Origin of the sequence: Roseomonas indoligenes, from assembly GCF_017813365.1 — a bacterium.
Classification (GTDB): domain Bacteria; phylum Pseudomonadota; class Alphaproteobacteria; order Acetobacterales; family Acetobacteraceae; genus Roseomonas; species Roseomonas indoligenes.
On sequence record NZ_JAGIZA010000015.1, the window covers coordinates 59,657 to 84,401 of the forward strand.

Here is a 24,745-nt window from a genome sequence, read left to right on the forward strand (position 1 = left end):
TTGGGCCCCTAGCGGGCCGGCGGCCCCTGGTTCGCCCCGTGCGGCCCGGCGAGGAGGCCGGCGCGGGCGTGCCAGCCTTCCATCAGTTGCAGCACGGTCGCCGCGGTCTCCTCGATGCTGCGGCGGGTCACGTCGATCACCGGCCAGCCATGGGCGGTGCAGAGGCGCCGGGCGGACAGGATCTCCGCCTTCACCGCCTCCGGGTCCACGTAGTCGGTCGCTTCCTGGCGGATCGCGCCGGGGCTGTGGCCGATGAGCTTCAGCCGGTGGCGGCGGATCTCCAGTAGGGCGTTCACCTCGATCGTCAGCCCGACCACCGGGCAGGGCGGGGCCTCCAGCTCCGGGGGAAGGACGGTGCCGGGCACGATCGGCACGTTGGCGGCCTTGATGCCGCGATTGGCCAGGTAGAAGCAGGTCGGCGTCTTGCTGCTGCGGGAGACGCCGACGAGGCAGACATCGGCCTCCGCGATGCCGGCGGTGCCCTGCCCGTCGTCATGGGCCAGCACGTAGTGCATGGCGTCGATGCGGCGGAAATAGTCCGCGTCCAGTACGTGCTGGGCAGCGCGCTTCTCCTTCGCCGCCTCGCCGATCGCGGCTTGCAGCAGGTCCAGCGTCTGGTCGAGGACGGAGAGGCTGGTGACGCCCAGGCGGGCCGTGAACTCCTCCAGGGAGTGGCGGAGCGACTTGTCCGCCATGGTGAAGAGGACGGGGCCGGGCTCCGCCTGGATGCCCTCCAGCACCTGTTCCAGCTGGAACCGGGACCGGACGAGGAACCAGCGGTGCTGGATGACGTGCGGTTCCTCGAAGCGCGCCAGTGTCGCGCGCGCCATGGAGTTCAGCGTCTCCCCGGTGCTGTCCGAGACGAGGTGGAGGTTGGTGATGCGCGGCATCGGACGAGCCTAGCCCAGATCGGGCGGGAATGAGGAGAAGCCGCTGGGGAGGACTCGGGGCGCGGGGGTGAGTCCTGGGGATGAATCCCGGCCTTCCCCGACTCCCGCTGAGTCATGGGGAGGGTGAGTCACGACTCACGCCAGGGTGGATCGAATCCCCGCCCCTTCTGTGACCCCCCGGGGAGCGAGTCACCGACTCGGCCCGAGTCAGCGAGTCCCCGCCCCTCCGGCCCTGTGGAAAACCCTCGGGATGAAATGCGCCGGCGGATGCGTCCACAGGACTCACACCCCCTACTAACCACCCCAATCTTTCTTAAAGAATCCAATTAGAGTGAAAGGGGCCCGATGGACCCCGTGGACAAACCCTTCCTCCGTGCCCTGGCCGGCGAGGCCGTGTGGCCGCCGCCGGTCTGGCTCATGCGCCAGGCCGGCCGGTACCTGCCGGAATACCGCGCCACGAAGGAGCGTGCGGGCGGCTTCCTGGAGCTGTGCCTGAACCCCGAGCTCTCGGCCGAGGTCACCTTCCAGCCCCTGCGCCGCTTCCCCGGCCTGGACGCCGCCATTCTCTTCACAGACCTGCCGATGCTGCCCTGGGCCATGGGCCAGGGCCTCCGCTACGGAAAGGGTGGAGCGGAGGGTGTGGGACCCATCCTGGACCCGGTGCGCGACGCCGCCGCCCTGGCGGCTCTGCGCCCGGCCGAGGCGGCCCGGCGTGCCTCCCCCATCATGGAGACCGTCGCCCGGATCCGCCTGGGACTGGAAAGGGATCATCCCGGCACCGCCCTGATCGGCTTCGCCGGCGCCCCCTGGACCACCGCCTGCTATATGATCGACGGCCGTGGCGGCTCCGGCTTCCCCGAGGCGCGCCGTGCCGCCGAGGAAAGGCCGGACTTCCTCGCCGACCTCTACGATGTCCTGCTGGAGGCCGCGGAAGCCTATCTCATCGCCCAGGCCGAAGCGGGCGCCGAGGCGCTGATGCTCTTCGACTCCTGGTCCGGCCTCCTGCCCCCCGACCTCTTTGACCGCTGGGTCGTGGCTCCCACAGCCGTCCTCACGGCCCGCCTGAGGGCCCGGCTGGGCCCAGACTTCCCCCTGATCGGCTTCCCCCGCCTGGCCGGCCCTGGGCTGCCCTCCTACGCCGCCTCGGCCGGCGTGCAGGGGATGGGCCTGGACGAGACGGTGGACCCGGTCTGGGCCGCCTCTACCCTGCCGCGTGACGTCACCCTGCAGGGCAACCTGGACTCCCGCCTCCTGGTCCAGGGCGGGCCGGGGATGAAGGAGGCGACGGCCGCCATCCTCGCCGCCATGAAGGGCCGCCCCTTCATCTTCAACCTCGGTCACGGCATCACGCCGGACACGCCGGTCGACCACGTGGCCGAGCTGGTGCGACAGGTGAAGGCGGGATAGCCGCAGCCCGATGAAGCCAGGGCAATGAAGCCAGGGCGATGAAACCGGCGCGGCGCGCGCTATATTACAGGGCTGTGAGAAACCCTCTCGGGAGCAACCCGTCCATGCGCCCCCGCCCCCGCCCCCGCGCCCGCCTCCTGGCCGCCTTCGCCGCCCTGGCCCTCGCGCTCGGCCCCGCCATTGCCGAGGCCCGGCCCGGTGGCGGCTTCTCCTCGGGCAGCCGGGGCAGCCGCAGCTACGCCCCGCCGCCGAGCACCCGCACCGCGCCCGGCACCGCGAACCCCTTCAACCGTACGGAAACGCCGCGCCCGGGCTACAACGCGCCCAGCCCCGGCTACGCCCAGCCGCGCCCGACGCCGAGCTACACCAACCCCAACCGGGGCGGCATGTTCGGCGGCGGCTTCATGTCCGGCCTGATGGGCGGCCTGCTTGGCGCCGGCATCGCCGGGATGCTGTTCGGCCATGGTGCCTTCGGCGGCATGTCCGGCGGCGCGGGCTTCCTGGGCTTCCTGCTCCAGCTCGCCCTGATCGCCGGCATCATCTGGTTCGTGCTGCGCGCCCTGCGGAACCGCAGCCCGGCTCCGGCCATGGCAGGGGCCACCCCCAACGGCGCCATGGCCCGCAGCCTGGACGACGGCAACGCCATGGGCCGTGGCGCCGGTGGCCGCACCGCCACCCGCGCGCTGCAGATCACGGAGACGGACTTCGCCGCCTTCGAGAACACCCTGATCCGCATCAACCAGGCCTGGTCCAACCGCGACACCGGCACCCTCGCCCGCCTCGCCACGCCGGAGATGGTCCGCTACTTCGAGGGCGACCTGCGCGACCTCTCCGCCCGCGGCTGGCACAACGAAACCCGCGACGTGCGGCTGGAATCCGGCGACCTCTCCGAGGCCTGGGCGGAGGACGGCCTGGAATACGCCACGGTGGCCATGCGCTTCAGCATGATCGACGTGACCCGCGACACCGCCGGCCAGGTGGTGGAGGGAGACCCGAACACCCGGCAGACCTCCACGGAGATCTGGACCTTCGTCCGCCGGCCGCGCGAGACCTGGCTGCTCTCGGCGATCCAGCAGGTCGGCTGACGGTCTGTCCCGGGGAGAGGAAGGAATTCTTCCTCTCCGCGGCCCCCTCACCATCATCTCTTTCTAGGTTCTTGGCTTTCCTCGGCTGACGGTGCGCCTCGGCTCGTGGAGCCGAGGCGACTGCAAAGGCAGGACCGGACCCACCACGCGGAAACTCCGTGTCAGGGCGCTAAGCCCTGGCGAGCTCCGTCAGCGCCGCCGTATCCGTCACCCATCCGAAGAAGGTCTTCACGTTGAAGACCGTCGCGTCGTGCACGAAACGCGGCCCGCCCTGCCAGCAGGCGTCCTCCACCAGCACCGGCCAGAACTCGTGGTGGAAGGCCTCGCGCAGGGTGCTTTCCACGCAGACATTGGTGGCCACGCCGCAGAAGAGGATGTCGCGGATGTCCCGGGCACGCAGCATCATCTCCAACTGGGTGCCGTTGAAGCCGCCGTAGCGGGGCTTCTGGATCAGGATGTCGCCGGGCGCGCGCTGCATCTGCGGCACCAGGGCGTAGTCCCAGGTCCCCTTGGCCAGGAGGGTTCCGGCCAGTTCGGGCTGCTCGCGCATCAGGCGCAGGGCGTTGGACTTCCAATAATTGGGTGAACCGGGACCGCCGGCCTCAATGCCCTCGGGGTCCCAGCCGTTCTGGAACCAGACGACCTGGATGCCGAGCATCCGGGCGGCGGCCACCACCTGCGTCACCTTGCCGATAACGGATTGCGCGCCGGAGAGATCGAAGCCGGCCTTGTCCAGGTAGCCTTCCTCCGAGGCGTAGGCGTTCTGCATGTCCACCACGATCAGGGCGGTGCGGGAGGGCAGGATCGGGAAGGCCTCGGGCTCGGCGGGCAGGAGGCGGTCGCCAGGGACGCGGGGGAGTTCCTGGGGGGTGCGGTCGGTCATCGAAGAACGTCCTCGGGGCGCTGCAGGAGCCGGCCCTCACGCAACGCGGCGGGGCGGTTGGGATAGAGGTCTGCAAGGGACGGGCCGCGCGCGCCGGGGACGATGCCGTGGCAGACCCAGCCATAGGCCGTGGCCACGGCGCGGTCCGCCGGGGCGGGCTGGCCCGGGTCCAGCGGCCTCTCTCGCCAGCGCCGGCCCTCCCGCCCCACCAGGGCGGGTCCGCTGCCGGAGCAGAGGAAGTACAGGATCTCCTGCCGCCCCTCCTCCTCCCCCGAACCCTGACGGTCGGCGCTGGTCCACCAGCGGATTTCCAGGCGCAGCAGTGTCCCGCGGGCGCTGGCCCCGGCCACGTCGCGGGACAATTCCCGGAACCAGGTGCAGGTGCCGCCTTCGCAGGACCCGCGTACGGCCCGCGCCGCCTCTGCCGCCGGGGCGGGCAGAAGGCCCGCGAGGAGCAGCAGCGCCAGCGCGGGCCGAAGGAACCTCACCCCACGCGGTTCCCGATCAGGTCCTGCACCACCGTCGGGTCCGCCAGCGTGGAGGTATCGCCGAGGTTGTCCGTCTCGTTCGCCGCGATCTTGCGCAGGATGCGCCGCATGATCTTGCCCGAGCGCGTCTTGGGCAGGCCCGGCGCCCACTGGATGGCGTCCGGCGATGCAATGGGCCCGATCTCCTTGCGGACCCAGGCCACCAGCTCCTTGCGCAGCGCCTCGGTCGGCTCCTCGTCCACCTTCAGCGTGACATAGGCGTAGATGCCCTGGCCCTTGATCTCGTGCGGCATGCCGACGACGGCGGCCTCCGCCACCTTGGGGTGCGCCACCAGCGCGCTCTCGATCTCGGCGGTGCCCATTCGGTGGCCGGAGACGTTCAGCACGTCGTCCACGCGGCCGGTGATCCACCAGTAGCCGTCCTCGTCCCGCCGCGCGCCGTCGCCGGTGAAGTACTTGCCGGGGAAGGTGGAGAAGTAGGTCTGCACGAAGCGCTCGTGGTCGCGGAACACGGTCCGCATCTGGCCGGGCCAGCTGTCGGTGATGACGAGGTTGCCCTCCGTCGCGCCCTCCAGGATCGCCCCGTCATTGTCCACCAGCGCGGGGAAGACGCCCGGTAGGGGAAGCGTCGCGGACCCCGGCTTCTGCGCCACGGAACCAGGCAAGGGGGAGATTAGGATGCCGCCCGTCTCCGTCTGCCACCAGGTGTCCACGATTGGGCAGCGCTCGTCGCCCACCACGCGGTAGTACCAGAGCCAAGCCTCCGGATTGATCGGCTCGCCGACGGAACCGAGGATGCGGAGCGACTTGCGGGAGGACTTCTTCACCGGCGCCTCGCCCTCCCGCATCAGCGCGCGGATGGCGGTGGGCGCGGTGTAGAAGATGTTCACCTTGTGCTTGTCCACCACGCTCCAGAAGCGGCTAGAATCCGGCCAGTTCGGCACGCCCTCGAACATCAGCGTCGTCGCGCCGTTCGCCAGCGGGCCGTAGACGATGTAGGTGTGCCCGGTCACCCAGCCCACATCGGCTGTGCACCAGTAGACCTCGCCCGGGCGGTAGTCGAAGACCAGCTCATGCGTGAAGGCGGCCCAGACGCCGTAGCCGCCGGTGGTGTGCAGCACGCCCTTCGGCTTCCCCGTGGAGCCGGAGGTGTAGAGGATGAAGAGCGGGTCCTCCGCCCCCATCGGCTCCGGCGCGCACTCCGCGGACTGCGCGTCGCACAGTTCGGCCCAGTCGTGGTCGCGGCCATCCTCCATCGCGACGCCGCCGCCGGTGTTCCTCGCAACGATGACGTTCCTGATCGTCGGGCAGGACTTCAGCGCCTCGTCCGCATTCGCCTTCAGCGGCACGGTGCGGCCGCCGCGGCGGCCCTCATCGGCCGTGATCAGCAGGGTGCTCTCGCAGTCCTGGATGCGGCTGGACAGGCTGTCCGGGGAGAAACCGCCGAAGATCACGGAGTGCACGGCGCCGATGCGCGCGCAGGCCAGCATGGCCACCGCGCTCTCCACGATCATCGGCAGGTAGATCGACACGCGGTCGCCGCGGCGCACGCCGAGGGACTTCATGGCATTGGCCAGCCGGCACACGCGCTCCAGCAGCTGGCGATACGTCACATGCGCGTCGGCCTTGGGGTCGTCGCCTTCCCAGATGATCGCGACGGCATCGCCGCGCCCGCCCTCCACATGGCGGTCCAGGCAGGATTCCGTCAGGTTGAGGACGCCGTCCTCGAACCACCGGATGGAGACATCGCCCTCGAAGCTCGTGTTCTTGATCTTCGTCGGCGCGCGCATCCAGGCCAGGCGGTTCATCTCGCGGGCCCAGAAGCCGTCCGGGTCCTTCGTGGCCTCGGCCACCATGGCCGTGCGCCGCTCCGCATCGGCGTGGCTGCCGGCGGCGATCTCGGGCTTCACGGCGATGAGGGTGTTGTCGGTCATGGCGGTCCTCTCGGTGGCCTTCAGGCCCTTCCCGCCCATGGTGGCCCCCCGCCCCGCCCCGTCAAGGCGCCCCCTCGAAAGAGAGGGGCCGAGGCGTCACCGCCCCGGCCCCCTGCCCTTCAGGGCCTGACCCTCAGCGCCAGTGGCGCGGCGGGCCGCGGTGGTAGCCGCCGCGATAGCCGCCATAGTGGCGGTAGTAGCGCGGCGGGGGCGGCGGGCGGCGCCAGTGGCGGTGGCGATGGCCGTAATAGCCGCGCGGCGGGCCGTAATACTGCACCGGCACCAGCTCGGCCGCCGGGCCGCTGCCCAGCATCACGGCGGGCACGGGCTGGGCCTGCGCCGCCGGGGCGGCCGCCAGCGCCGGGGCGCCGATCAGCGCCGCGAGGACGAGAGCCTTTCGGCCCCATGAGACGATGCGCACGAACGGTTTCCGCAAGATGGCCTCCTCTTTCTTTTGGACCTTCCAGGGTCCCTCACAGGGATAGAACGCAGAAATCGGCGCAAGGCGGCGGCGGAATTGCGGCATCGTGACGGCATGCCGTACCGGAGCGTTACAAGCCTGCCGCCGCGGGAACGATCAACACCCCTTCCTCGACCCGCGCCTCCACCGCCTCCAGCCGCTCGCCCGTGCAAGGGCCGGAGACGCAGAACCCGTCCTCCACCCGGAAGCGCGCACCGTGCGCGGTGCACACCAAGTGGCGCCCCGCGCGGTCCAGGAACCGGTCCGGCAGGCTCTCCAGGGGAATGCCGAGATGCGGGCACGCATTGACGTAGACATGCACGGCCCCGCCCCGCCGCACCGCCACCAACCCGGTGAAGCCGCCCTGCGCGGGCGGGAAGCCGCGCGCCCCGCCTGCCGGGATCTCCTCCAGTCGGCAGAGGGCACGATCCCCCGTCAAAGCCCCGCCATGGAGAGGATCAGCGCCCGGTGCTCCGCCGAGACCGGCACGACGGAGAGGCGGGACTGCCGGATCAGCGCCAGCCCTTCCAGCCGCGGCTCCGCCTTCATCGCCGCCAGCGTCACGGGCCGCGGCACCGGCCGCACCGCGCGCATGTCCACGCAGATCCAGCGCCCCGTCTCGTCGCTCGGGTCGGGATAGGCTTCCCGCACCACCTCGACGATGCCCACCACCTCCTTGCCGATGTTGGAGTGGTAGAAGAAGGCCTCGTCGCCGACCCTCATCGCCCGCAGGTTCGCCGCCGCCTGCGCGTTGCGGACCCCGGTCCAGGGCTCCACCCCGTTCGCCACCTGCTGATTCCAGGAGAAGGCGTCCGGCTCGCTCTTCACCAGCCAGTAGGCGGTCACGCCACCCTGGCCCCGTCGCGGAAGATCTCGCGGAACGCGTGCACGGTCTGGCTGCCGAAGACATCGGCCTCCCAGAACGGATCGGCCTTCGCGAAGGCCCGCGCCGTCTCCAGGTCCGGCTGCTCCGTCACCACGATGCTGCCGCGCTGCTTGCCGCCCTCGTCCAGCAGCGGCCCGACATAGCGCAGCGAAGGACCCGCCGCGTCCAGCCACACCAGGTGCTTCGGCCGCGCGGCCAGCCGGCGCTCCAGCGCGTCCGGCTTGTCGTAGCTGACGATGGCGAACAGCACGGTACTTCCTCCCCGCCGGTCGATTCCGGCGCGGGCCGCATGGAAGCGCCGCTGGGCGGGGTGTGCAACCTCGGGCCGGGCGGTGCTGGTGGCACCGGGCAGGCGCCGCGGCCTTCGGCGTTCGAGGCAATGCCTCGAACACTATGGAGCCCTCCGCCAGGAGGCCTTTTGGACCTGCATCGGGCTGCCGCAGCTGCCCGGAAAAGAGGATGATGAAGTTGAGGGGAAGGGTTTTTTCTTCCCCGGCGGAGCCGCCGATCAGGCCGGCGCGATATTCCCCGCCTCCACCACCCGCTTCCAGCGCGCGATCTCATTCGCCTGGAAGGCCACGAACTCGGCCGGGGTGCTGGCCACCACCTCGAAGCCGATCTCGTCCATGCGGCGCGTCACCTCCGGCGCGCGAAGGGCGGCGGCGGCCTGGGCCTGGATGCGCTGGCCGAGCGCCGGCGGCAGGCCGGCCGGGGCGCCCAGAGCCTGCCAGGAATAGACGACGAGATCGCGCAGCCCCGCCTCCACCCCCGTGGGCAGGTTCGGCAGCAGCCGGTGGCGGGTCTCCGCGGTGATGAGGATCGGCTTCACCCGACCGTCCGCGATCTGCGGCGCGATGGAGCCGAGGTTCTGGAAGGAGAGCTGGACGTTGCCGGCGATCAGGTCGGTCGTCGCGGGTGCCCCGCCGGAATAGGGCACGTGGGCGATGTCCGTGCCGGTGAGCTGCTTGAACATCTCCATCGTCAGGTGGTCCGAGGAGCCAACGCCGGAGGTGGAGTAGGAGGCCCGGTTCGCCTTCAGCCAGGCAATGAGGGAGGGAAGGTCGTTCGCGGGAACCTGCGCCGGGTTCACCACCAGCACGTTCGGCGTGCGGACCGTCTGGCTGAGGCCGGCCAGCTGCTTCACCGGATCGTAGCCAAGGTTCGGCCGCAGGGCGACGTTGATGGCCCAGGTGCTGATCGGCGCGTGCATCAGCGTTAGCCCGTCCGGCGCGCTGCGGATCACGGCGCGGGCGCCCAGTTCACCGGTGGCGCCGGGCCGGTTCTCCACCACCACGGCCTTGCCGATCGCCTGCGACATCGGCCCGGACATGGCCCGCGCCACGATGTCGGAAGAACTGCCGGGCGCGAAGGGTACGATGATGGTCACCGTCCGGGCCGGCCATTCCTCCGGCGCCTGCGCCCGGGCCGTGCGCGCCAATGGCAGAAGGGCAGCGGCGGGCAGCAGGCGCAGCAGGGCGCGGCGGTTCACGCGTGTCATGGGCCATCTTCCTCCGGGGCTCGTTGCGCGCAGGCTAGCAACAGGACACCGGGAGGAGCGAGGGGGGGAAAGAACGCCGTCCTTGTTCGGCTTGATCCTTCACGCCAGAACCCCGTGCCAGTCCGGCGCGGTGGCAGCGGGACGGGGGTCCAGCGGCCTCAGGCCCTTGGCGGGGGTCCCAGGGGGCGGCGCCCCCTGGTTCCGGCCTGATCGGAAGAGGCGCGCGATGGCGCGACGTTACCCGAAATAGGCCTTCCACCACCGCACGAAGTGCCCGAGCCCCGTCTTGAGGTCCGTCGTCGGTTCCCAGCCGAAGTCGCCCTGAATGGCGGAGATGTCGGCGAAGGTGGAGGGCACGTCGCCGGGCTGCATGGGCAGCAACTCGCGCCGGGCGGGCATGCCGATGAGGTCCTCCAGGATGGAGACCATGTCCAGCAGGGGTTCCGGCTGGCTGTTGCCGATGTTGTAGACGCGGTGGCCCCCCTGGACGGGCGGGTTGTCGAGCGCGGCGAGGATGCCGGCCACGATGTCGTCGATATAGGTGAAGTCGCGCTGCATCCGCCCCTCGTTGAACAGGCGGATGGGGCGGCCCTTCAGGATGGCGTCGGTGAAGAGCCAGTAGGCCATGTCCGGGCGGCCCCAGGGGCCATAGACCGTGAAGAAGCGCAGGCCGGTGAGCCGGAGGTTGTAGAGGTCGGCATAGGTGCTGCTCATCACCTCCCCCGCCTTCTTGGTGGCGGCGTAGAGGGAGGCGGGGGTGTCCGTGCGGTCCGTCTCGCGGAAGGCGCCGTCCGTGCGGCTGCCATAGACCGAGCTGGTGGAGGCGTAGACGGTGTGGCCGATGCGGCCCTCGCTGCGCCGGACGCCCTCCAGGATGCCCAGGTGGCCGGTGACGTTGGTGGAGGTGTAGGCGAAGGGCGCTTCCAGCGACCAGCGCACCCCGGCCTGGGCACCGAGATGCGCCACGCGGTCGATGCCGGGATTGGCCGCGAAGAGAGCGAGGAGATCGTCCGTCGAGGCCAGGTCCAACCGGTGCATCGTGAAGGCGCCGGGCCGGTTGTTGCCCGTCAGCGCGGCCAGCCGCGCCTCCTTCAGCGCCGGGTCGTAGTATGAGTTGAAATTGTCGAGGCCGATCACCTGCTCGCCGCGCGCGAGTAGGGCCTGGCAGACATGGGCACCGATGAAGCCGGCCGCGCCGGTGACGAGAACCTGGCCCATCCGTCAGAAGGCGCGGGCCGGCCGGGCGGCAGGGCAGGAGAACATGGCGGTTTCCACTCTATAGGATCCTGCAGGTATCAGGGCTGAGGCCTGGGGGCCATATGCGTCTTGCGGGCCGCCCCGGCACCGTTCCATACCGCGCGAGGACACCGGGGGGAGCCCATACCGGGCTGAGAGGCGGGGAAACCCGCGACCCCTGGAACCTGACCCGGTTCGGACCGGCGTAGGGACGGTGCATCCTGAGGACGAAGCCGCGCCCGGATCGCGCTGGCCCGACCCCCTGCCGCTCGCGGCCGGGGCGCGGTGCTGCGCGGGCGCGAGAAGCCCTCGCGCCGCCTCTGCCCGCCCCCGGGAGGGAGGAAAACGCATGCACCGTCGTTCCCTGCTGAAGGGCGCCGCTCTCTCCGCGGGCCTTGCTCCATTGGCTCAACCGGCCCTGGCCCAGCCCGCGCGGGCGCGCACGCTGCGCTTCGTGCCGCAGGCCGCGCTGACGGCGCTGGACCCGATCGTGCAGAACGCCACGATCAGCACCACCCACGGCTTCTGCGTCTTCGATACCCTCTTCGCGACCGATGCGAGGCTCGATCCGCACCCGCAGATGGCGGCGGGGCACGAGGTGAGCGCGGACGGGCTGCTCTGGACCATCCGGCTGCGGGACGGCCTTCGCTTCCATGATGGTGCGCCCGTTCTCTCACGCGATTGTGTTGTCAGTCTGAAGCGCTGGTGCGCGCGGGACCTCTTCGGAGGGATGCTCGCCAAGGCCGTGGCGGAGTGGGGAACGCCGGACGACCGGACGCTGACCATCCGGCTGAACCGCGCCTTCCCCGCCATGCTCTACGCCCTGGCCAAGCCCGCCGGCGTGCCACCCTTCATCATGCCGGAGCGGCTGGCGATGACGGACCCGGCCAGGCCGGTGTCGGAGATCGTCGGCAGCGGTCCCTGGAAGTTCGTGGCCGCCGAGTTCAATCCCGGCAGCTTCGTGGCCTATGCCCGCAACGAGGCCTATGTGCCGCGGGACGAGCCGGCCGAGGGTGCCTCGGGCGGCAAGCGCGTGCACTTCGATCGGCTGGAGTGGCACATCATCCCGGACGGCGCGACGGCCGGCGCCGCCCTGCAGCGCGGGGAGGTGGACTGGGTCGAGTACCCGCTGCCGGATCTGCTGCCGGTGCTGGAGCGGGACCGCAACCTGAAGACCCAGGTCTACGACCCCATCGGCTTCCTCGGCGTGATCCGCTTCAACCACCTGCACGCGCCCTTCGACAGGATCGAGGTGCGGCGCGCGGTGCGCGACTGCATCAGCCAGCCCGACCATATGGCCGCCGTGGCCGCGCCGGGCGACTGGCGGGAGTGCCACGCCCTGTTCCCCTGCACCCTGCCCGGGGTGACGGAATTTCCCTCACCCCCGCGCGACTTCGCGAAAGCCCGGGCCGCCATCCGCGCGGCGGGGGCGGAAGGCGCGAAGGTGGTGGTGATCAACCCCACCGATTTCGCCGCCGTCGCGCCCCAGGGCCGGCTGGCCGCCGATGTCTGCCGCCAGCTCGGCTTCCAGGTGGATCTGCAGGAGATGGACTGGGCCGCCATGCTCAGCCGCCGCAACTCCCGGGAGGATGCGAATCACGGAGGCTGGAGCATCTACCCGACGAACTTCCCTGCCGCCTCCATCGCCAACCCGGCGGTGAATTCCGGCATCCGGGGGGATGGCCCGACGGCCTGGTTCGGCTGGCCGGCCGACCCCGCGACGGAGGCAAATATCGAGCACTGGCTCTATGCCCCCGACGCCGCGGGCCAGGCCCTGGCCTTTGCCGATGTGCAGCGCAGCGCCTGGGACCATGTGGGCTTCGCCCCCTCCGGCCTCTTCGTGCTGAAGACCGGGTTCCGCGCGGATCTATCGGGCGTGCTGCAGGGGCCTAACCCCTACCTCTGGAACCTGCGCCGGGGCTGAGGCCGAGAGGTGTGGCGCCAGGACAGGCGCGGGGCCGACGGATCGCCCGCCGGCCCTTTGCCGATGCCACGGGGGGTGGAATCAGCCATGCTGACCGCCACCGCCGGTGGCGCCGCTGCCTTCCAGCGAGGTCTGCCCCGCACCGTTCCGGGGCGCCGTGCCGTAGCGCGCATCGTAGATCGCCTCGTCCGCACTGCGCTCGGCGATCCGCGCCCCGGTGCCATCGACGCGGGGCGCCGTGTCGGCGTGGGCTCCAACGGCGGAAAGGGATGCTGCCAGGCCGGCGGCAAGGCTCAGGAGGTGGAGCGAACGGGTCATGAAATGGACTCTGGACTGATTGTGTCGGCGGCGCGCCGATCTTCTGCCGTGAGATATGTCTCTGATCCTGCGCCTGAGCCACGCGAAAGAGCGTATAGCCGCTATTCGCTTCGTGGATGGAACTCTCGGGGTCTGCTTGGCGCTCCGGCGCAAAACGGCCAGAAAGGGAACCGCGTCATCCGTTCCCCGTGTGGAGACAACGCCCCTTGAAGCCGATCCAGAACCCGTTCACCCGCCGCGCCCTGCTGGCCGGCGCCGCCGGGCTGCCCTTCCTGCCCAACCTGGCCCGTGCGGAGGCACCTCTTGCGCCCGGCTGGCGCCGCTTCGAGCTGCGGACCGAGGTGACGGTGGAAACCGGGGACGAGCCCGCCATCCTCTGGCTTCCCCTGGTCCAGACCGCCGGCGGCTACCAGCGCGCGGAGGAGCCGGCCATCGAGACGAACGGCCGCGCCGAGCGGGTGCGCGACGCCCGCTACGGCGCGGAGATGCTCCGCGTCACCTGGCCCTCCGCCCGGGAGCAGCGGGTGGTTGTCACCCAGGCCGTCGCCACCCGGCCCCGGGGCACCGAGCCCGCGGCGCTGAGCGCGGCCGAGCGCGCCCTCTGGACCGCGCCGACCGAGAGCGTGCCCACGGACGGCATCGTGGCCGAGACGGCGCAGCGCATCACCGCCGGCCTCAGGACCGATGAGGCGAAGCTCCGCGCCCTCTATGACTGGGTGGTGGACAACACCTTCCGCAACGGTGCCACCCGCGGCTGCGGCACGGGTGACATCAAGGCCATGCTGGAAACCGGCTGGCTCGGCGGCAAGTGCGCGGACATCAACGCGCTGATGACCGGCCTGGCCCGCGCCTGCGGCATTCCCGCGCGCGACGTCTACGGCATCCGCGTCGCGCCCTCGGAGAACTCCCGTTCCCTCGGCACCGGCAGCCCCGACATCACCCGCGCCCAGCACTGCCGGACGGAGATGCATGTCGGCGGCCAGTGGGTGCCGGTGGACCCCGCCGACGTCCGCAAGGTCGTGCTGGAGGAGAACCTGCCGGTGGAGAGCGAGCATGTCCGCCGACAGCGGGAGCGCCTGTTCGGGAACTGGGAGATGAACTGGGTGGGTTACAACAGCGCCACCAACATCGCCCTGCCCGGCGCGCCCCGCGCGATGGAATCCAACTTCCTGATGTACCCCTGCGCCATGACGGCCAAGGGAGAGCCGGACTGCCTGGACCCGGCCGCCTTCCGCTACGCCATCCGCTCGCGTGAGATCGGGACCTGACATCGCCCTGGCAGGGGAGAGGGAGAAGGAATTCTCCCCCTCCCCTGGGGTCACCCGCACAAACCTCCCCAATCCCTTCCCCCTGTGGCAGTTTCCCAGCCCATGTCCCTTGGCCGCCCCGTCATCGTCTTCGACACCGAGACCACCGGCTGCACCGGCGGGGACCGGGTCGTTTCCCTCGGCGCCGTGCGGCTGGACGCGTCTCTGGAACCTGAGGGGACGCTGCACCTCGTCTTCGCGCCGGGGATGCGCTGCCATTTCGGCGCCTATCGGGTGCACGGACTGTCGGACGCCTATCTGGCCCAGCAGCCCGGCTTCGCGGCGCATGCGGAGGAGGTGGCCGACTTCTTCGGCGGCGCGCTGGGCTGCGCGCACAACATGGCCTTCGACCGGCGGATGCTGGGCGGGGAGTTCGACCGGCTGGAGATGGCGCGGCCCTGGAGCGGCGAGTTCTGCACCATGCTGGCCTGGCGCCGGGCCCGGCCGGGGGAGCGGGCCGGGTTGGCCCAGGCCTCCGCCGCCTGCGGGCTGGCGCGGGAGGGGAACCTGCACGGCGCGCTGGAGGATGCCTGGCTGGCGGCGAACCTGCTGCGGGCGCTGCACGGGCTGCCGGCCGCGCCGATGCGGCTGCACGGCTTCACCAATGACCGGGTGAGCGATATGGCGGCCTGACCTGTCGTGCCGAGACGGGGCTGAGATGGGCCGGGCTGGGATGGGAGAGGGAACGACGTGATCAACAAGATCGTCCGGGACATGGCCGAGGCCATGGAGGGTGTGGCGGACGGCAGCACGGTGCTGGTGGGCGGCTTCGGTGCCGCGGGCCAGCCGGACGACCTGATCGAGGGGCTGATCGAGCAGGGGGCGAAGGACCTGACGATCGTGGCCAACAATGCGGGCACCGGGCGCACGGGGCTGGCGCGGCTGATGGAGCTGGGCCGGGTGCGGAAGATCATCTGCTCCTTCCCGCGCAGCGTGGGCTCCGTGGTGTTCGAGGAGCTGTACAAGGCCGGCCGGCTGGAGCTGGAGATCGTGCCGCAGGGCACGCTGGCCGAGCGGATGCGCGCCGCCGGCGCCGGCGTGCCAGCCTTCTTCACCCCCACCGCCGCGGGCACGCGGCTGGGCCAGGGCAAGGAGGAGCGGGAGTTCAACGGCCGCCCGCATGTGATGGAGCTGGCCCTGCCCGGCGACGTGGCGCTGGTGGAGGCCTGGGAGGCGGACCGCTGGGGCAACCTGACCTTCCGGCGCAGCGGGCGGAACTTCAACCCGGTGATGGCGATGGCGGCGAAGCTCACCATCGTCCAGGCTGAGAGGATCGTGGAACTGGGCGCGATCGAAGGGGAGCAGGTGGTGACGCCCGGCATCTTCGTGGACCGCGTCCTCAACGTGAAGCGCGGCGCCCCCTGGGGCGAGGCGAGCGCGGCCTGACGCCCCGGACGACGGAGGAACGAGACATGGAAACCTGGTCCCGCACCCAGATGGCCGCCCGCGCGGCGCAGGACATCCCGGACGGCTGGTACTGCAACCTCGGCATCGGCATGCCCACCCTCATCGCCGACCACATCCCCGAGGGGCGCGAGGTGGTGCTGCACTCCGAGAACGGCATCCTCGGCATGGGCCCGGCGCCGGAGAAGGGGAAGGAGGACGCCTGGCTGATCAACGCCGGCAAGCAGCCCGTCACGCTCCACCCCGGCGGCAGCTACTTCCACCACGCGGACAGCTTCGCGATGATCCGCGGCGGGCACATCGACCTCTGCGTCCTCGGCGCCTTCGAGGTGGCGGATAACGGCGACATCGCCAATTGGGCGACGAGCGAGAACGACAGCGCGCCCGCGGTGGGCGGCGCCATGGACCTGGCCGCCGGCGCCAAGCGCGTCTGGGCCATGATGGAGCACACCACCAAGGATGGGCGCCCGAAGCTGGTGGAGGGCTGCTCCTACCCGCTGACGGCGATGAAGGCGGTATCGCGGGTCTACACCAACCTCGCCGTGCTCGAGGTGACGGATCGTGGCTTCGCCGTGCTCGACCTTGCCCCGGGCGTGACCCTCGACCACCTCCGCTCCGTGACCGCCGCGCCCCTGCACGACGCGCGGGAGACGGCGGGCGCCTGACGCGCGAGGAATCATCGGCCGCATGAGCGAATCCCCCCTGCCGGACGGCATGGTGCTGCACGTGGCGCGCGACGGCGCCGTGCTGGTGCTGACCCTGGACTACCCCGCACGCCGCAACGCCCTGGCCGTGCCGCTGCGCGACCGCATGGCCGACGTGCTGGAGGAGGCGGAGGCGGATCCCGCCATCCGCGCAATCGTCGTCACCGGCGCTTCCGGCACCTTCTGCTCCGGCGGCGACCTCTCTGGCATGGAGGTGAAGGACGCCCTCGGCGGGCGGGAGAGGCTGCGCCGCGCGCACCGCTCCATCCGCCTCCTCGCCACCGGCTCCAAGCCCGTGGTGGCGGCGGTGGAGGGCTGGTGCGTCGGCGCCGGCCTCTCCCTCGCCTGCGCCTGCGACCTGATCGTGGCGGCGGAGGATGCCCGCTTCATGGCCGGCTTCGGCAAGGTGGGGCTGATGGCCGACCTGGGCCTGCCCTTCACCCTGCCCGCCCGTGTGGGCGCCGGCCGTGCCCGCCGCATCCTGATGCTGCACGAGCAGGTGACGGCGGCGGAGGCCGAGCGCATCGGCCTGGTGGAGGAGGTCGTCCACCGGGGCGAGGCCCTGCCCCGCGCCCTGGAACGCGCCCGCTACCTGGCGGAGCAGGCCCCGACGCCCATGGCCCTGACCAAGTCCATGCTCGCCGCCGGGCTGGAAGCGGCGCTGGAGGCGGAGCGGCACTTCCAGACCACGCTCTTCCTCTCCGCCGACCATCAGGAAGGGCGGGCAGCCTTCCTGGAGAAGCGGCCGGCGCGGTTCACCGGGAGCTGAGGCTGGAAAGGGTGGTTCGGGTGGCCCCAGGGGGAGAGAAGGAATTCTCTCCCCCTGGACCCCCTTTCATCTCCTTTTAGACGGCTGCCGCGGGATGCTTATTTGGTGGCGCGCCTGAGGCCTGTGACCTCAGACGACTGACATGGCGCCAAAGGCCCCAGGCGACATCCTCGGTCGTCGCATCTGCGGCAGGCAGCGCAGGATGAGGCATCCCCGACCATGCGCAACGTGCGGGCTGCCCAGGGTATTCATTAGGCCAGGCGATAAGGCCTTGCCGGATTGGGCCGGTAATCGGCGGGCCAGTAGCGCCCTAAATCTCTGTCCTCAAAGCCATTCTCCCGGACCGGGGGTGCCGATTTCCCGCGGGAAGACGGTGTGCCCGGAGAAGGAAGGGTTCGTCCCGTGAAACGGGCTAACCCTCCCCGCGCTACAGCGGTGCGGCCCGACGTGGATGCGCCACCAGCCAAAGGATCGAACCATCATGCAGAGGAAGGATGCCCTCGAGATGTCCCGGCGCGGCCTTCTGGCCGGGGCCGCGACCGCCAGCAGCCTGGCCGCGGCCTCAACCCCGGCGGGGGCTGCCACGGAGGCCGCCGCTTCCGCCCCCGGAACCCCGGTGCTGTCCAAGGTCTCGCTGGTGGTGAACGGGCAGCCCCGTGCCCTGGAACTGGACACCCGGACGACGCTGCTGGACGCCCTGCGCGAGCACATGCAGCTGACGGGCAGCAAGAAGGGCTGCGACCACGGTCAGTGCGGCGCCTGCACGGTGATGGTGGACGGGCGGCGGGTCTATTCCTGCCTGACCCTGGCCGTGATGCATGAGGGCGACGAGGTCACGACGATCGAGGGGCTGGGCCAGCCGGAGAACCTGCATCCCATGCAGGCCGCCTTCGTGAAGCATGACGGCTACCAGTGCGGCTACTGCACGCCGGGCCAGATCTGCGCCTCCGTCGCGATGCTGCAGGAGATCAAGGCGGGCGTGCCGAGCCACGCGACGGCGAACCTGATGGAGACGCCCCAGGTGAGCGCGGAGGAGATCCGCGAGCGCATGAGCGGCAACATCTGCCGCTGCGGCGCCTATTCCAACATCGTGGACGCGATCACCGAAGTCGCGGGGAGGCAGGCATGAGGCCCTTCACCTACGAGCGCGCCCGCACCCCCGCCGAGGCGGCGGCCGCGGCCACCCGTACGCCGGGCGCCAAGTTCATCGCGGGCGGGACGAACCTGCTCGACCTGATGAAGCTGCAGATCGAGGTGCCGACGCACCTCATCGACGTGAACGGCCTTGGCCTCGACAAGATCGAGGCGACGCCCGAGGGCGGGCTGCGGATCGGCGCGCTGGTGCGGAACACGGACCTTGCCTCGGACGAGCGGGTGCGGCGCGACTACGGCGTGCTCTCCCGCGCGTTGCTGGCCGGCGCCTCCGGGCAATTGCGGAACAAGGCGACGACGGCGGGCAATCTGCTCCAGCGCACGCGCTGCCCCTATTTCTATGACACCGCTCAGCCCTGCAACAAGCGCGTGCCGGGCAGCGGGTGCTCGGCCATCGGCGGCGTCACGCGGGCGTTGGCGGTGATCGGCAGCAGCGAGGCCTGCATCGCGACCCATCCCAGCGACATGGCGGTGGCCATGCGCGCGCTGGACGCGACCGTGGAGACGGTGAAGGCCGACGGCACGACCCGCCGCATCCCCATCGCCGAGTTCCACCGCCTGCCCGGCGACACGCCGCATATCGAGACGGCGCTGGAGGCGGGGGAGTTCATCACCGCCGTGACCCTGCCACCCCCGCTCGGCGGGCGGCACTTCTATCGCAAGGTGCGCGACCGCGCCTCCTATGCCTTCGCGCTTGTCTCCGTCGCGGCCGTGGTGCAGCGGGACGGCACGGGGCGCGTGGCGCTGGGCGGGGTGGCGCACAAGCCCTGGCGGGTGGAGGCGGCGGAAGCCGAGCTGCCGCGCGGCGCCAGGCCCGCCACGGCGGCCATCCTGGACGGCGCCAAGCCGACCCACGACAACGCGTTCAAGGTGAAGCTGGCGGAGCGGGCGCTGGCCGCCGTGCTGGTCGAGGCGAAGGGCTGAGACGATGAAGTTCGACACCCCCGCCACCAATAACCCGATCGACCGGCTGAAGGTCGTCGGTAAGCCGACGGACCGCATCGACGGGCCGCGCAAGACCACGGGCATGGCGCCCTATGCCTATGAGCGGCACGACGTCGTGCCGAACCAGGCCTATGGCTTTGTCCTCGGTGCCGGCATCGCCAAGGGGCGCGTCAACGCCATGGATACGGCGGCCGCGCGCCGGGCGCCGGGCGTGATCGCCATCGTCAGCACGCTCGACATGCCCCGGCTGGAGAAGGGGCAGACGAACGTCGCCGTCCTGTTCGGCGGGCCGGAGATCGACCATTACCACCAGGCCATCGCCGTGGTGGTGGCAGAGACCTTCGAGCAGGCACGCGACGCCGCGGCGATGATCCGTGTGGACTATGCCCGGGCCAAGGGCCGCTTCGACCTAGCCGCCGAGGCCGCGGGGGCACCCCTGGTCGGCGGCGATAGCGAGGAGGGCAGCGGTGCGCCGCCGGAGGATCGCGTCGGCGACTTCGAGGGCGCCTTCGCGGCGGCCCCGGTGAAGTTCGACGAGACCTACACCACCCCCGACGAGAGCCATGCTGCCATGGAGCCGCACGCCTCCATCGCCGCCTGGGAGGGCGAGAAGCTCACCGTCTGGACCTCCAACCAGATGATCGCCTGGGGCAAGCGGGACTTGGCGAAGACGCTCGGCCTGAAGCCTGAGAACGTGCGGATCGACAGCCCCTTTGTCGGTGGCGGCTTCGGCGGCAAGCTGTTCCTGCGCGCCGATGCCGTGCTGGCGGCACTGGGCGCGAAGGCGGCGGGGCGGCCGGTGAAGCTGGCCCTCACCCGCCCGCTGATCGCCAACAACACCACCCACCGCCCGGCCACCATCCAGCGTGTCCGCCTCGGCGCGACGCGCGACGGCAAGATCACGGCCATCGCGCATGAGAGCACCTCCGGCAACCTGAAGGACGGCAAGCCCGAGACGGCGGTGTCGCAGACGAAGCTGCTCTATGCCGGCGCGAACCGCCTGACCGCCATGCGCCTGGCCGAGATGGACCTGCCGGAGGGCAATGCCATGCGCGCCCCCGGCGAGGCCCCGGGCCTGATGGCGCTGGAAGTCGCGATCGACGAGATGGCGGAGAAGCTGGGCATGGACCCGGTGGAGTTCCGCATCCTGAACGACACGCAGGTGGACCCGGAGCACCCGGAGCGCCCCTTCTCACAGCGCCAGCTCGTCCAGTGCCTGCGGATGGGCGCGGAGCGCTTCGCCTGGGCCAACCGCAACGCGCGGCCCGGCACGCGGCGGGAAGGCCGCTGGCTCGTCGGCATGGGCGTGGCCGCCGGCTTCCGCAACAACCTGCTGACGAAGTCCGCGGCCCGCGTGCGGCTGGACAGCGCCGGAACCGTCACGGTCGAGACGGACATGACGGATATCGGCACGGGCAGCTACACCATCATTGCCCAGACGGCAGCGGAGATGATGGGCGTGCCGCTGGAGAAGGTGGTCGTGAAGCTCGGCGACTCCGACTTCCCCGCCTCCGCCGGATCGGGCGGTCAGTGGGGCGCCAACAACTCCACCGCCGGCGTCTATGCCGCCTGCGTGAAGCTGCGGGAGCAGGTGGCGCAGAAGCTCGGCTTCAACTCGTCCGAGGCCGAGTTCGTGGACGGGCAGGTCCGGGCGGGCAACCGCAGCGCGCCGATCGCCGGGGCCGCCGGGCCGGACGGCATGGTGGCGGAGGACGTGATCGAGTACGGCGACCTCGCCAAGCGCTACCAGCAATCCACCTTCGCCGGCCACTTCGTGGAGGTGGGCGTGGACGCGATGACGGGCGAGACCCGGGTGCGCCGCATGCTGGCCGTCTGTGCCGCGGGCCGGATCCTGAACCCGAAGTCGGCGCGCAGCCAGGTGATCGGCGCCATGACCATGGGCGTCGGCGCCGCGCTGAGCGAGGCGCTGGAGGTGGACACGCGCCACGGCTTCTTCGTCAACCACGACCTGGCCGGGTACGAGGTGCCGGTGCATGCCGACATCCCGCACCAGGAGGTGATCTTCCTGGACGAGGTGGACCCGGTCTCCTCCCCCATGAAGGCCAAGGGCGTGGGCGAGCTTGGCCTGTGCGGCGTGGGCGCGGCGGTGGCGAACGCCATCCACAACGCCACCGGCATCCGCGTGCGCGACTACCCCATCGCGCTCGACAAGCTCATCGAGCGCCTGCCGGAGCCGGCCTGACGGCCCGGGGGGAGGGGCACGACCCCTCCCCCCGGTTGCCGCCCTGTCAGCCCATCAGCGTGTTCCAGTCCGACACACCGGACACGCCAAGGAGGTGGACGGCGCCGACCTGGAGGCCCGTGATCGTCTCCACCCCGGCAAGGAGGCCGCCCTCGATCACAAAGAGGTCGGCGCCCTGGCCGCCCGTCAGACGGTCGCTGCCCTGCAGGCCATAGACGACGTCATTACTGTTCGTGTGCCGCCATAGACGGTGTTGAAGCCCTCGGCGGAATCCACGTACTCGCGGGCCACGCGGGTGTTGTCGGAGTAGACGCCGTCCACGCCCATGTCGATGAGGCTCTGCAGCTCCTCGCCCGTGCCGGTATGGGTCCAGGCAGAGACCAACAGCCCCGCCGCGTGCGCCTTCGCGACGAGGTCGGCGGTGATGTAGGGCGTGTTGACGGAGATGGTGTCGGCCCACTTGGCGACGTTGGCGAGGTTCACGTTGCTGAAGTCGTAGTCGACATAGTCGATGGAGGTGCTGATGCCGGCCGCCGGGTAGAGCGTGTTCGCGAGGCGCTGCGTGGAGGCGATGTCGAAGGATGAGACGGAGATGTCCGCGTCATCGGTGATCCCGCGCGCCACCAGCAGGTCCACGAGCGCCTTGGGCATGTCCAAGCCCTTGGCGGCGTGGGTGGCCGGGTTCTTCATCTCGATGCTGACCTTGATCTCGCGCCCCGTCTCCGCCTCCTTCGCGGCGACGAGGTCGAGGGCCTGGTTCAGCGTCATGGTTCCGGGGCTGGAGGCCATCAGCTTGGCATAGGTGGTGGAAGGGATGGTGCCCGTGTCGTGGGCGACGACCAGCACGCCGTCCGACGTCATCTGGATGCCGAACTCGGCCCAGTCCGCGCCCCAGTCCATGGCTGCGGCATGCGCCTCGGCGGAGTGGTCGGTGTAGGGATTCGTGCCGCGGTGGCCGAAGATCTCGAAGGTCATGGGGTGTCTCGGGGCATGGCTGGCCGCCCGGCCGCGGGCGGCGGCCGGTTGCCGGGACGGGTGGGACTATCGGGTGGTGCGGAGGCGGGCGATCAGGGGTGGGCCGGATCGCCCGCCAGGAGGGGCGGGCACTGCACGATCGCCGTGTCCGAATGCGCCAGCCGGTCGCGGATTGCCGGCGGCAGCTCCGCATCGCAGAAGACGGCGGAGACATCCTCGATCCGCCCGCCGCGCACATGCGCGGGGCGGCCGAACTTGGAGGCATCGAGCACGAGGAAGGTGCGGCGGGCGTGTCGCATCATCACCTCGCGGATCCGTACCTCCTCGCGCGAGTAGTCGAGCAGGGAGCCGTCCGCATCCACGCCGCCCACGCCGAAGACGGCGATGTCCACGCGGTAGGCGCCGAACAGCTCCTCCCCCGCCGGACCGCAGACGTCGAGGTCGCCGGTGCGGACCGCGCCGCCCGCGATCGCCACCTCGAATTCCGGGTTCTGCGCCGCGGCCAGGGCCAGGGGCAGGTTGTTCGTCACGATCTTCAGCCCGCGATGGCCGGAGAGGCATTCCGCCACGACCTGCGGCGTGGTGCCGATGCCGAGGGAGACGCAGGCGCCGTCCGGCACGTGGCGCGCGACGGCCATGCCGATCTGCCGCTTCGCCGCGCGGTTCATCACCTGGCGGTCCCCGAAGCTCATGTTGCCGCCGCTATTGGAGGGGCAGGTAATGCCGCCGTGCAGGCGCCGCGCCACGCCCTGCTCGCAGAGGCCGTTGATGTCACGGCGTATGGTCTGGGTTGTCACGTCGAAATGCTGGGCGAGCTCGTCCACGCGCAGGAAATCCCGCGTCTTCAGCATCTCAGCGATCATCGCCTGCCGGCCCTGGGAGGCGACGCCGATGTTCATATGAAAGGTTGGCCTGTTCATGCACGGCTTCTTAGGGCCGCTGTGCTTCAAAGACGTGACATGCCCGAGAAGGATTGGTGTTGTGCGCCGGGGAGGGTGGCGAATCCGGATTAACCGGGGCCACGAACGGCGAAATGCCTGATTCTGTTGAGATGACGCTTGCCTCGGGCCCGGATCTCATCCGGTGCAGGGCTCAGCCGGGCCGCTTGCCGGAATGCCCGCAGCTTCACAAAACCGACATCGAAGCAACATTCATTCGAAGCAAGCCGGGGATATCAGCCCGCCCATGAACCCCACCGATCGCCAAGGGGCCACCATCCAGCTGGACGCCGTGCGCAAGCAGTTCGGCGACACGGTGGCTCTTCACGACATCACCCTTTCCGCCGCGCCCGGATCTCTCGTCGTGTTGCTCGGCCCTTCCGGCTGCGGCAAGTCCACCCTGCTGCGCGTGCTGGCGGGGCTGGAGGAGGCGACAGGGGGTGTCGTCCGCCTTGGTGGGCGCGACGTCACGGGGCTGCCGCCGGCGGCGCGTGGCATTTCCATGGTGTTCCAGTCCTACGCGCTGTTCCCGCATCTGAACGTGGCGGAGAACATCCTTTTCGGCCTGCGCGCGCGGAAGGTGGCGCGGGTGGAGCGGGATTCGCGGCTGGCGGGCACCGCGGCCATGATGGGCCTGACCCCGCTTCTGGAACGGCGGCCCGGCCAGCTCTCCGGCGGGCAGCAGCAGCGCGTGGCGCTGGCCCGCGCCATCGTGGCGGAGGCGCCGGTCTGCCTCATGGATGAGCCGCTCTCGAACCTCGATGCCAAGCTGCGGGCGGAGATGCGGCACGAGATCCGATCGCTTCAGCAGCGCCTGGGCCTGACCATGGTCTACGTCACCCACGACCAGGTGGAGGCGATGAGCATGGCCGACCAAGTCGTGTTGATGCGTGACGGCCGTGTGGAACAGGACGCGACCCCCGCCGAGCTCTACGCCCGCCCCGCCACCGCCTTCGCCGCGGGCTTCATCGGCACGCCCCCCATGTCGCTGCTGCGGCTGGAGGCGGCACCCGGCGGCGCCTGCATCGCCGGCGCGCCGGAGCACGCCGTGGCCCCGGCCGAGGCCGCCGGCGCCCTGCTCGGCCTTCGCCCCGAGGATGTGGCGCCCACCGACGACCCCGGGCTGCCCGCCACCGTCAACAGCGCGGAGTTCCTGGGCGCAGAAACGGTGCTGCGCTGCGCGGTGGGGAGCGAGATGGTGCAGGCCCGCATCCCCGGCCACCACGTGATGACGCCCGGCAGCCCGATCCGACTGCGGCTGCCGCCACCCGCGCACCTCTTCGACCCCGCCACGGGCCGACGCCTGCCCCTGCCGGTCCATGCGCCCGCTTTCGCCTGA

The 24,745-nt window shown here is 70.8% G+C and carries 26 protein-coding genes, 1 pseudogene and 1 riboswitch; of the genes and pseudogenes, 13 read left to right on the plus strand and 14 right to left on the minus strand.

The window, feature by feature from the left end; all coding sequences use genetic code 11:
• Positions 1-8: 8 nt before the first annotated feature.
• Complete coding sequence (locus J5Y10_RS20735; RefSeq protein ID WP_209376017.1) at positions 9-890, minus strand: pyruvate, water dikinase regulatory protein; 882 nt, start codon at positions 888-890, stop codon at positions 9-11.
• Positions 891-1,235: 345 nt separating this feature from the next.
• On the opposite strand from J5Y10_RS20735, the gene hemE reads away from it, so the two are divergent.
• Both hemE and J5Y10_RS20745 read left to right on the plus strand, forming a co-directional pair.
• On the plus strand, positions 1,236-2,297 hold the full coding sequence (hemE, locus tag J5Y10_RS20740) for a uroporphyrinogen decarboxylase (protein WP_209376018.1): 1,062 nt from the start codon (positions 1,236-1,238) through the stop codon (positions 2,295-2,297).
• Between the two features lie 104 nt (positions 2,298-2,401).
• Positions 2,402-3,382, plus strand: coding sequence for a Tim44 domain-containing protein (locus J5Y10_RS20745; protein WP_209376019.1), 981 nt, complete (start codon positions 2,402-2,404; stop codon positions 3,380-3,382).
• Between the two features lie 169 nt (positions 3,383-3,551).
• Here the strand turns inward: J5Y10_RS20745 and J5Y10_RS20750 are convergent, their stop codons facing one another.
• From J5Y10_RS20750 to J5Y10_RS20790, 9 genes are all read right to left on the minus strand, one after another.
• Positions 3,552-4,265, minus strand: a complete 714-nt coding sequence (locus tag J5Y10_RS20750; RefSeq protein ID WP_209376020.1) for an isochorismatase family protein — start codon at positions 4,263-4,265, stop codon at positions 3,552-3,554.
• Positions 4,262-4,753, minus strand: a complete 492-nt coding sequence (locus J5Y10_RS20755; protein ID WP_209376021.1) for a hypothetical protein — start codon at positions 4,751-4,753, stop codon at positions 4,262-4,264. The genes J5Y10_RS20750 and J5Y10_RS20755 overlap by 4 nt, the downstream gene beginning before the upstream one ends.
• Complete coding sequence (acs, locus tag J5Y10_RS20760) at positions 4,750-6,687, minus strand: acetate--CoA ligase (protein WP_209376022.1); 1,938 nt, start codon at positions 6,685-6,687, stop codon at positions 4,750-4,752. Before acs ends, J5Y10_RS20755 begins: the two co-directional genes overlap by 4 nt.
• Positions 6,688-6,820: 133 nt before the next feature.
• Positions 6,821-7,108, minus strand: a complete 288-nt coding sequence (locus J5Y10_RS20765) for a hypothetical protein (RefSeq protein WP_209376023.1) — start codon at positions 7,106-7,108, stop codon at positions 6,821-6,823.
• Positions 7,109-7,238: 130 nt separating this feature from the next.
• Positions 7,239-7,586: a Rieske (2Fe-2S) protein gene (locus J5Y10_RS20770; RefSeq protein ID WP_209376024.1), complete on the minus strand. Its 348-nt coding sequence runs from the start codon at positions 7,584-7,586 to the stop codon at positions 7,239-7,241.
• On the minus strand, positions 7,583-7,993 hold the full coding sequence (locus tag J5Y10_RS20775; RefSeq protein WP_209376025.1) for an EVE domain-containing protein: 411 nt from the start codon (positions 7,991-7,993) through the stop codon (positions 7,583-7,585). The genes J5Y10_RS20770 and J5Y10_RS20775 overlap by 4 nt, the downstream gene beginning before the upstream one ends.
• The gene (locus tag J5Y10_RS20780; RefSeq protein ID WP_209376026.1) at positions 7,990-8,283 is read right to left on the minus strand and encodes a YciI family protein; all 294 of its coding nucleotides are present in this window, start codon (positions 8,281-8,283) and stop codon (positions 7,990-7,992) included. The genes J5Y10_RS20775 and J5Y10_RS20780 overlap by 4 nt, the downstream gene beginning before the upstream one ends.
• A gap of 258 nt (positions 8,284-8,541) precedes the next feature.
• Positions 8,542-9,531, minus strand: coding sequence for a Bug family tripartite tricarboxylate transporter substrate binding protein (locus tag J5Y10_RS20785; protein WP_209376027.1), 990 nt, complete (start codon positions 9,529-9,531; stop codon positions 8,542-8,544).
• Between the two features lie 237 nt (positions 9,532-9,768).
• Positions 9,769-10,749, minus strand: a complete 981-nt coding sequence (locus J5Y10_RS20790) for an NAD-dependent epimerase/dehydratase family protein (RefSeq protein ID WP_209376028.1) — start codon at positions 10,747-10,749, stop codon at positions 9,769-9,771.
• Positions 10,750-10,891: 142 nt separating this feature from the next.
• Positions 10,892-10,996, plus strand: a riboswitch (TPP riboswitch).
• Between the two features lie 120 nt (positions 10,997-11,116).
• Between J5Y10_RS20790 and J5Y10_RS20795 the strand changes: the two genes are divergently transcribed.
• A complete protein-coding gene (locus J5Y10_RS20795) occupies positions 11,117-12,691 on the plus strand; it encodes an ABC transporter substrate-binding protein (RefSeq protein WP_209376029.1) in 1,575 nt (524 codons plus the stop codon).
• Between the two features lie 81 nt (positions 12,692-12,772).
• Here the strand turns inward: J5Y10_RS20795 and J5Y10_RS20800 are convergent, their stop codons facing one another.
• Positions 12,773-13,009 (minus strand): hypothetical protein, encoded by a 237-nt coding sequence (locus tag J5Y10_RS20800; RefSeq protein WP_209376030.1) that lies wholly within the window; start codon positions 13,007-13,009, stop codon positions 12,773-12,775.
• Positions 13,010-13,215: 206 nt separating this feature from the next.
• On the opposite strand from J5Y10_RS20800, the gene J5Y10_RS20805 reads away from it, so the two are divergent.
• From J5Y10_RS20805 to paoC, 8 genes are all read left to right on the plus strand, one after another.
• Positions 13,216-14,277: a transglutaminase-like domain-containing protein gene (locus J5Y10_RS20805; protein WP_209376031.1), complete on the plus strand. Its 1,062-nt coding sequence runs from the start codon at positions 13,216-13,218 to the stop codon at positions 14,275-14,277.
• A gap of 102 nt (positions 14,278-14,379) precedes the next feature.
• Positions 14,380-14,949 carry a 3'-5' exonuclease gene (locus tag J5Y10_RS20810; protein ID WP_209376032.1) on the plus strand — a complete coding sequence of 190 codons (570 nt, stop codon included), beginning with the start codon at positions 14,380-14,382 and terminating at the stop codon, positions 14,947-14,949.
• Positions 14,950-15,006: 57 nt separating this feature from the next.
• Complete coding sequence (locus J5Y10_RS20815) at positions 15,007-15,702, plus strand: 3-oxoacid CoA-transferase subunit A (protein ID WP_209376033.1); 696 nt, start codon at positions 15,007-15,009, stop codon at positions 15,700-15,702.
• A 26-nt stretch (positions 15,703-15,728) separates the two neighbouring features.
• Positions 15,729-16,385 carry a 3-oxoacid CoA-transferase subunit B gene (locus J5Y10_RS20820; RefSeq protein ID WP_209376034.1) on the plus strand — a complete coding sequence of 219 codons (657 nt, stop codon included), beginning with the start codon at positions 15,729-15,731 and terminating at the stop codon, positions 16,383-16,385.
• Positions 16,386-16,407: 22 nt separating this feature from the next.
• On the plus strand, positions 16,408-17,193 hold the full coding sequence (locus J5Y10_RS20825) for an enoyl-CoA hydratase/isomerase family protein (RefSeq protein WP_209376035.1): 786 nt from the start codon (positions 16,408-16,410) through the stop codon (positions 17,191-17,193).
• A 481-nt stretch (positions 17,194-17,674) separates the two neighbouring features.
• A complete protein-coding gene (gene paoA / locus J5Y10_RS20830) occupies positions 17,675-18,322 on the plus strand; it encodes an aldehyde dehydrogenase iron-sulfur subunit PaoA (protein WP_209376036.1) in 648 nt (215 codons plus the stop codon).
• Positions 18,319-19,269 carry an FAD binding domain-containing protein gene (locus tag J5Y10_RS20835; RefSeq protein ID WP_209376037.1) on the plus strand — a complete coding sequence of 317 codons (951 nt, stop codon included), beginning with the start codon at positions 18,319-18,321 and terminating at the stop codon, positions 19,267-19,269. The genes paoA and J5Y10_RS20835 overlap by 4 nt, the downstream gene beginning before the upstream one ends.
• A gap of 4 nt (positions 19,270-19,273) precedes the next feature.
• Entirely contained in the window at positions 19,274-21,493 is a 2,220-nt protein-coding gene (gene paoC / locus J5Y10_RS20840) for an aldehyde oxidoreductase molybdenum-binding subunit PaoC (RefSeq protein WP_209376038.1), read from the plus strand.
• Positions 21,494-21,539: 46 nt separating this feature from the next.
• On the opposite strand, the gene J5Y10_RS28925 is transcribed toward paoC, so the two are convergent.
• The 3 genes from J5Y10_RS28925 to J5Y10_RS20850 all read right to left on the minus strand — a co-directional run bounded on the left by J5Y10_RS28925 (position 21,540) and on the right by J5Y10_RS20850 (position 23,388).
• Positions 21,540-21,701 carry a hypothetical protein gene (locus tag J5Y10_RS28925; RefSeq protein WP_408901596.1) on the minus strand — a complete coding sequence of 54 codons (162 nt, stop codon included), beginning with the start codon at positions 21,699-21,701 and terminating at the stop codon, positions 21,540-21,542.
• Positions 21,680-22,468, minus strand: a complete 789-nt coding sequence (locus J5Y10_RS20845; RefSeq protein ID WP_209376039.1) for a glycerophosphodiester phosphodiesterase — start codon at positions 22,466-22,468, stop codon at positions 21,680-21,682. Before J5Y10_RS20845 ends, J5Y10_RS28925 begins: the two co-directional genes overlap by 22 nt.
• 92 nt (positions 22,469-22,560) lie before the next feature.
• Positions 22,561-23,388, minus strand: coding sequence for a DeoR/GlpR family DNA-binding transcription regulator (locus tag J5Y10_RS20850; protein ID WP_209376040.1), 828 nt, complete (start codon positions 23,386-23,388; stop codon positions 22,561-22,563).
• A gap of 265 nt (positions 23,389-23,653) precedes the next feature.
• Here J5Y10_RS20850 and J5Y10_RS28995 point away from each other — a divergent pair.
• Positions 23,654-24,145: pseudogene (locus J5Y10_RS28995) on the plus strand (ABC transporter ATP-binding protein); the annotation flags it as partial.
• Positions 24,146-24,388: 243 nt separating this feature from the next.
• Positions 24,389-24,745 (plus strand): TOBE domain-containing protein, encoded by a 357-nt coding sequence (locus J5Y10_RS29000; protein WP_432761260.1) that lies wholly within the window; start codon positions 24,389-24,391, stop codon positions 24,743-24,745.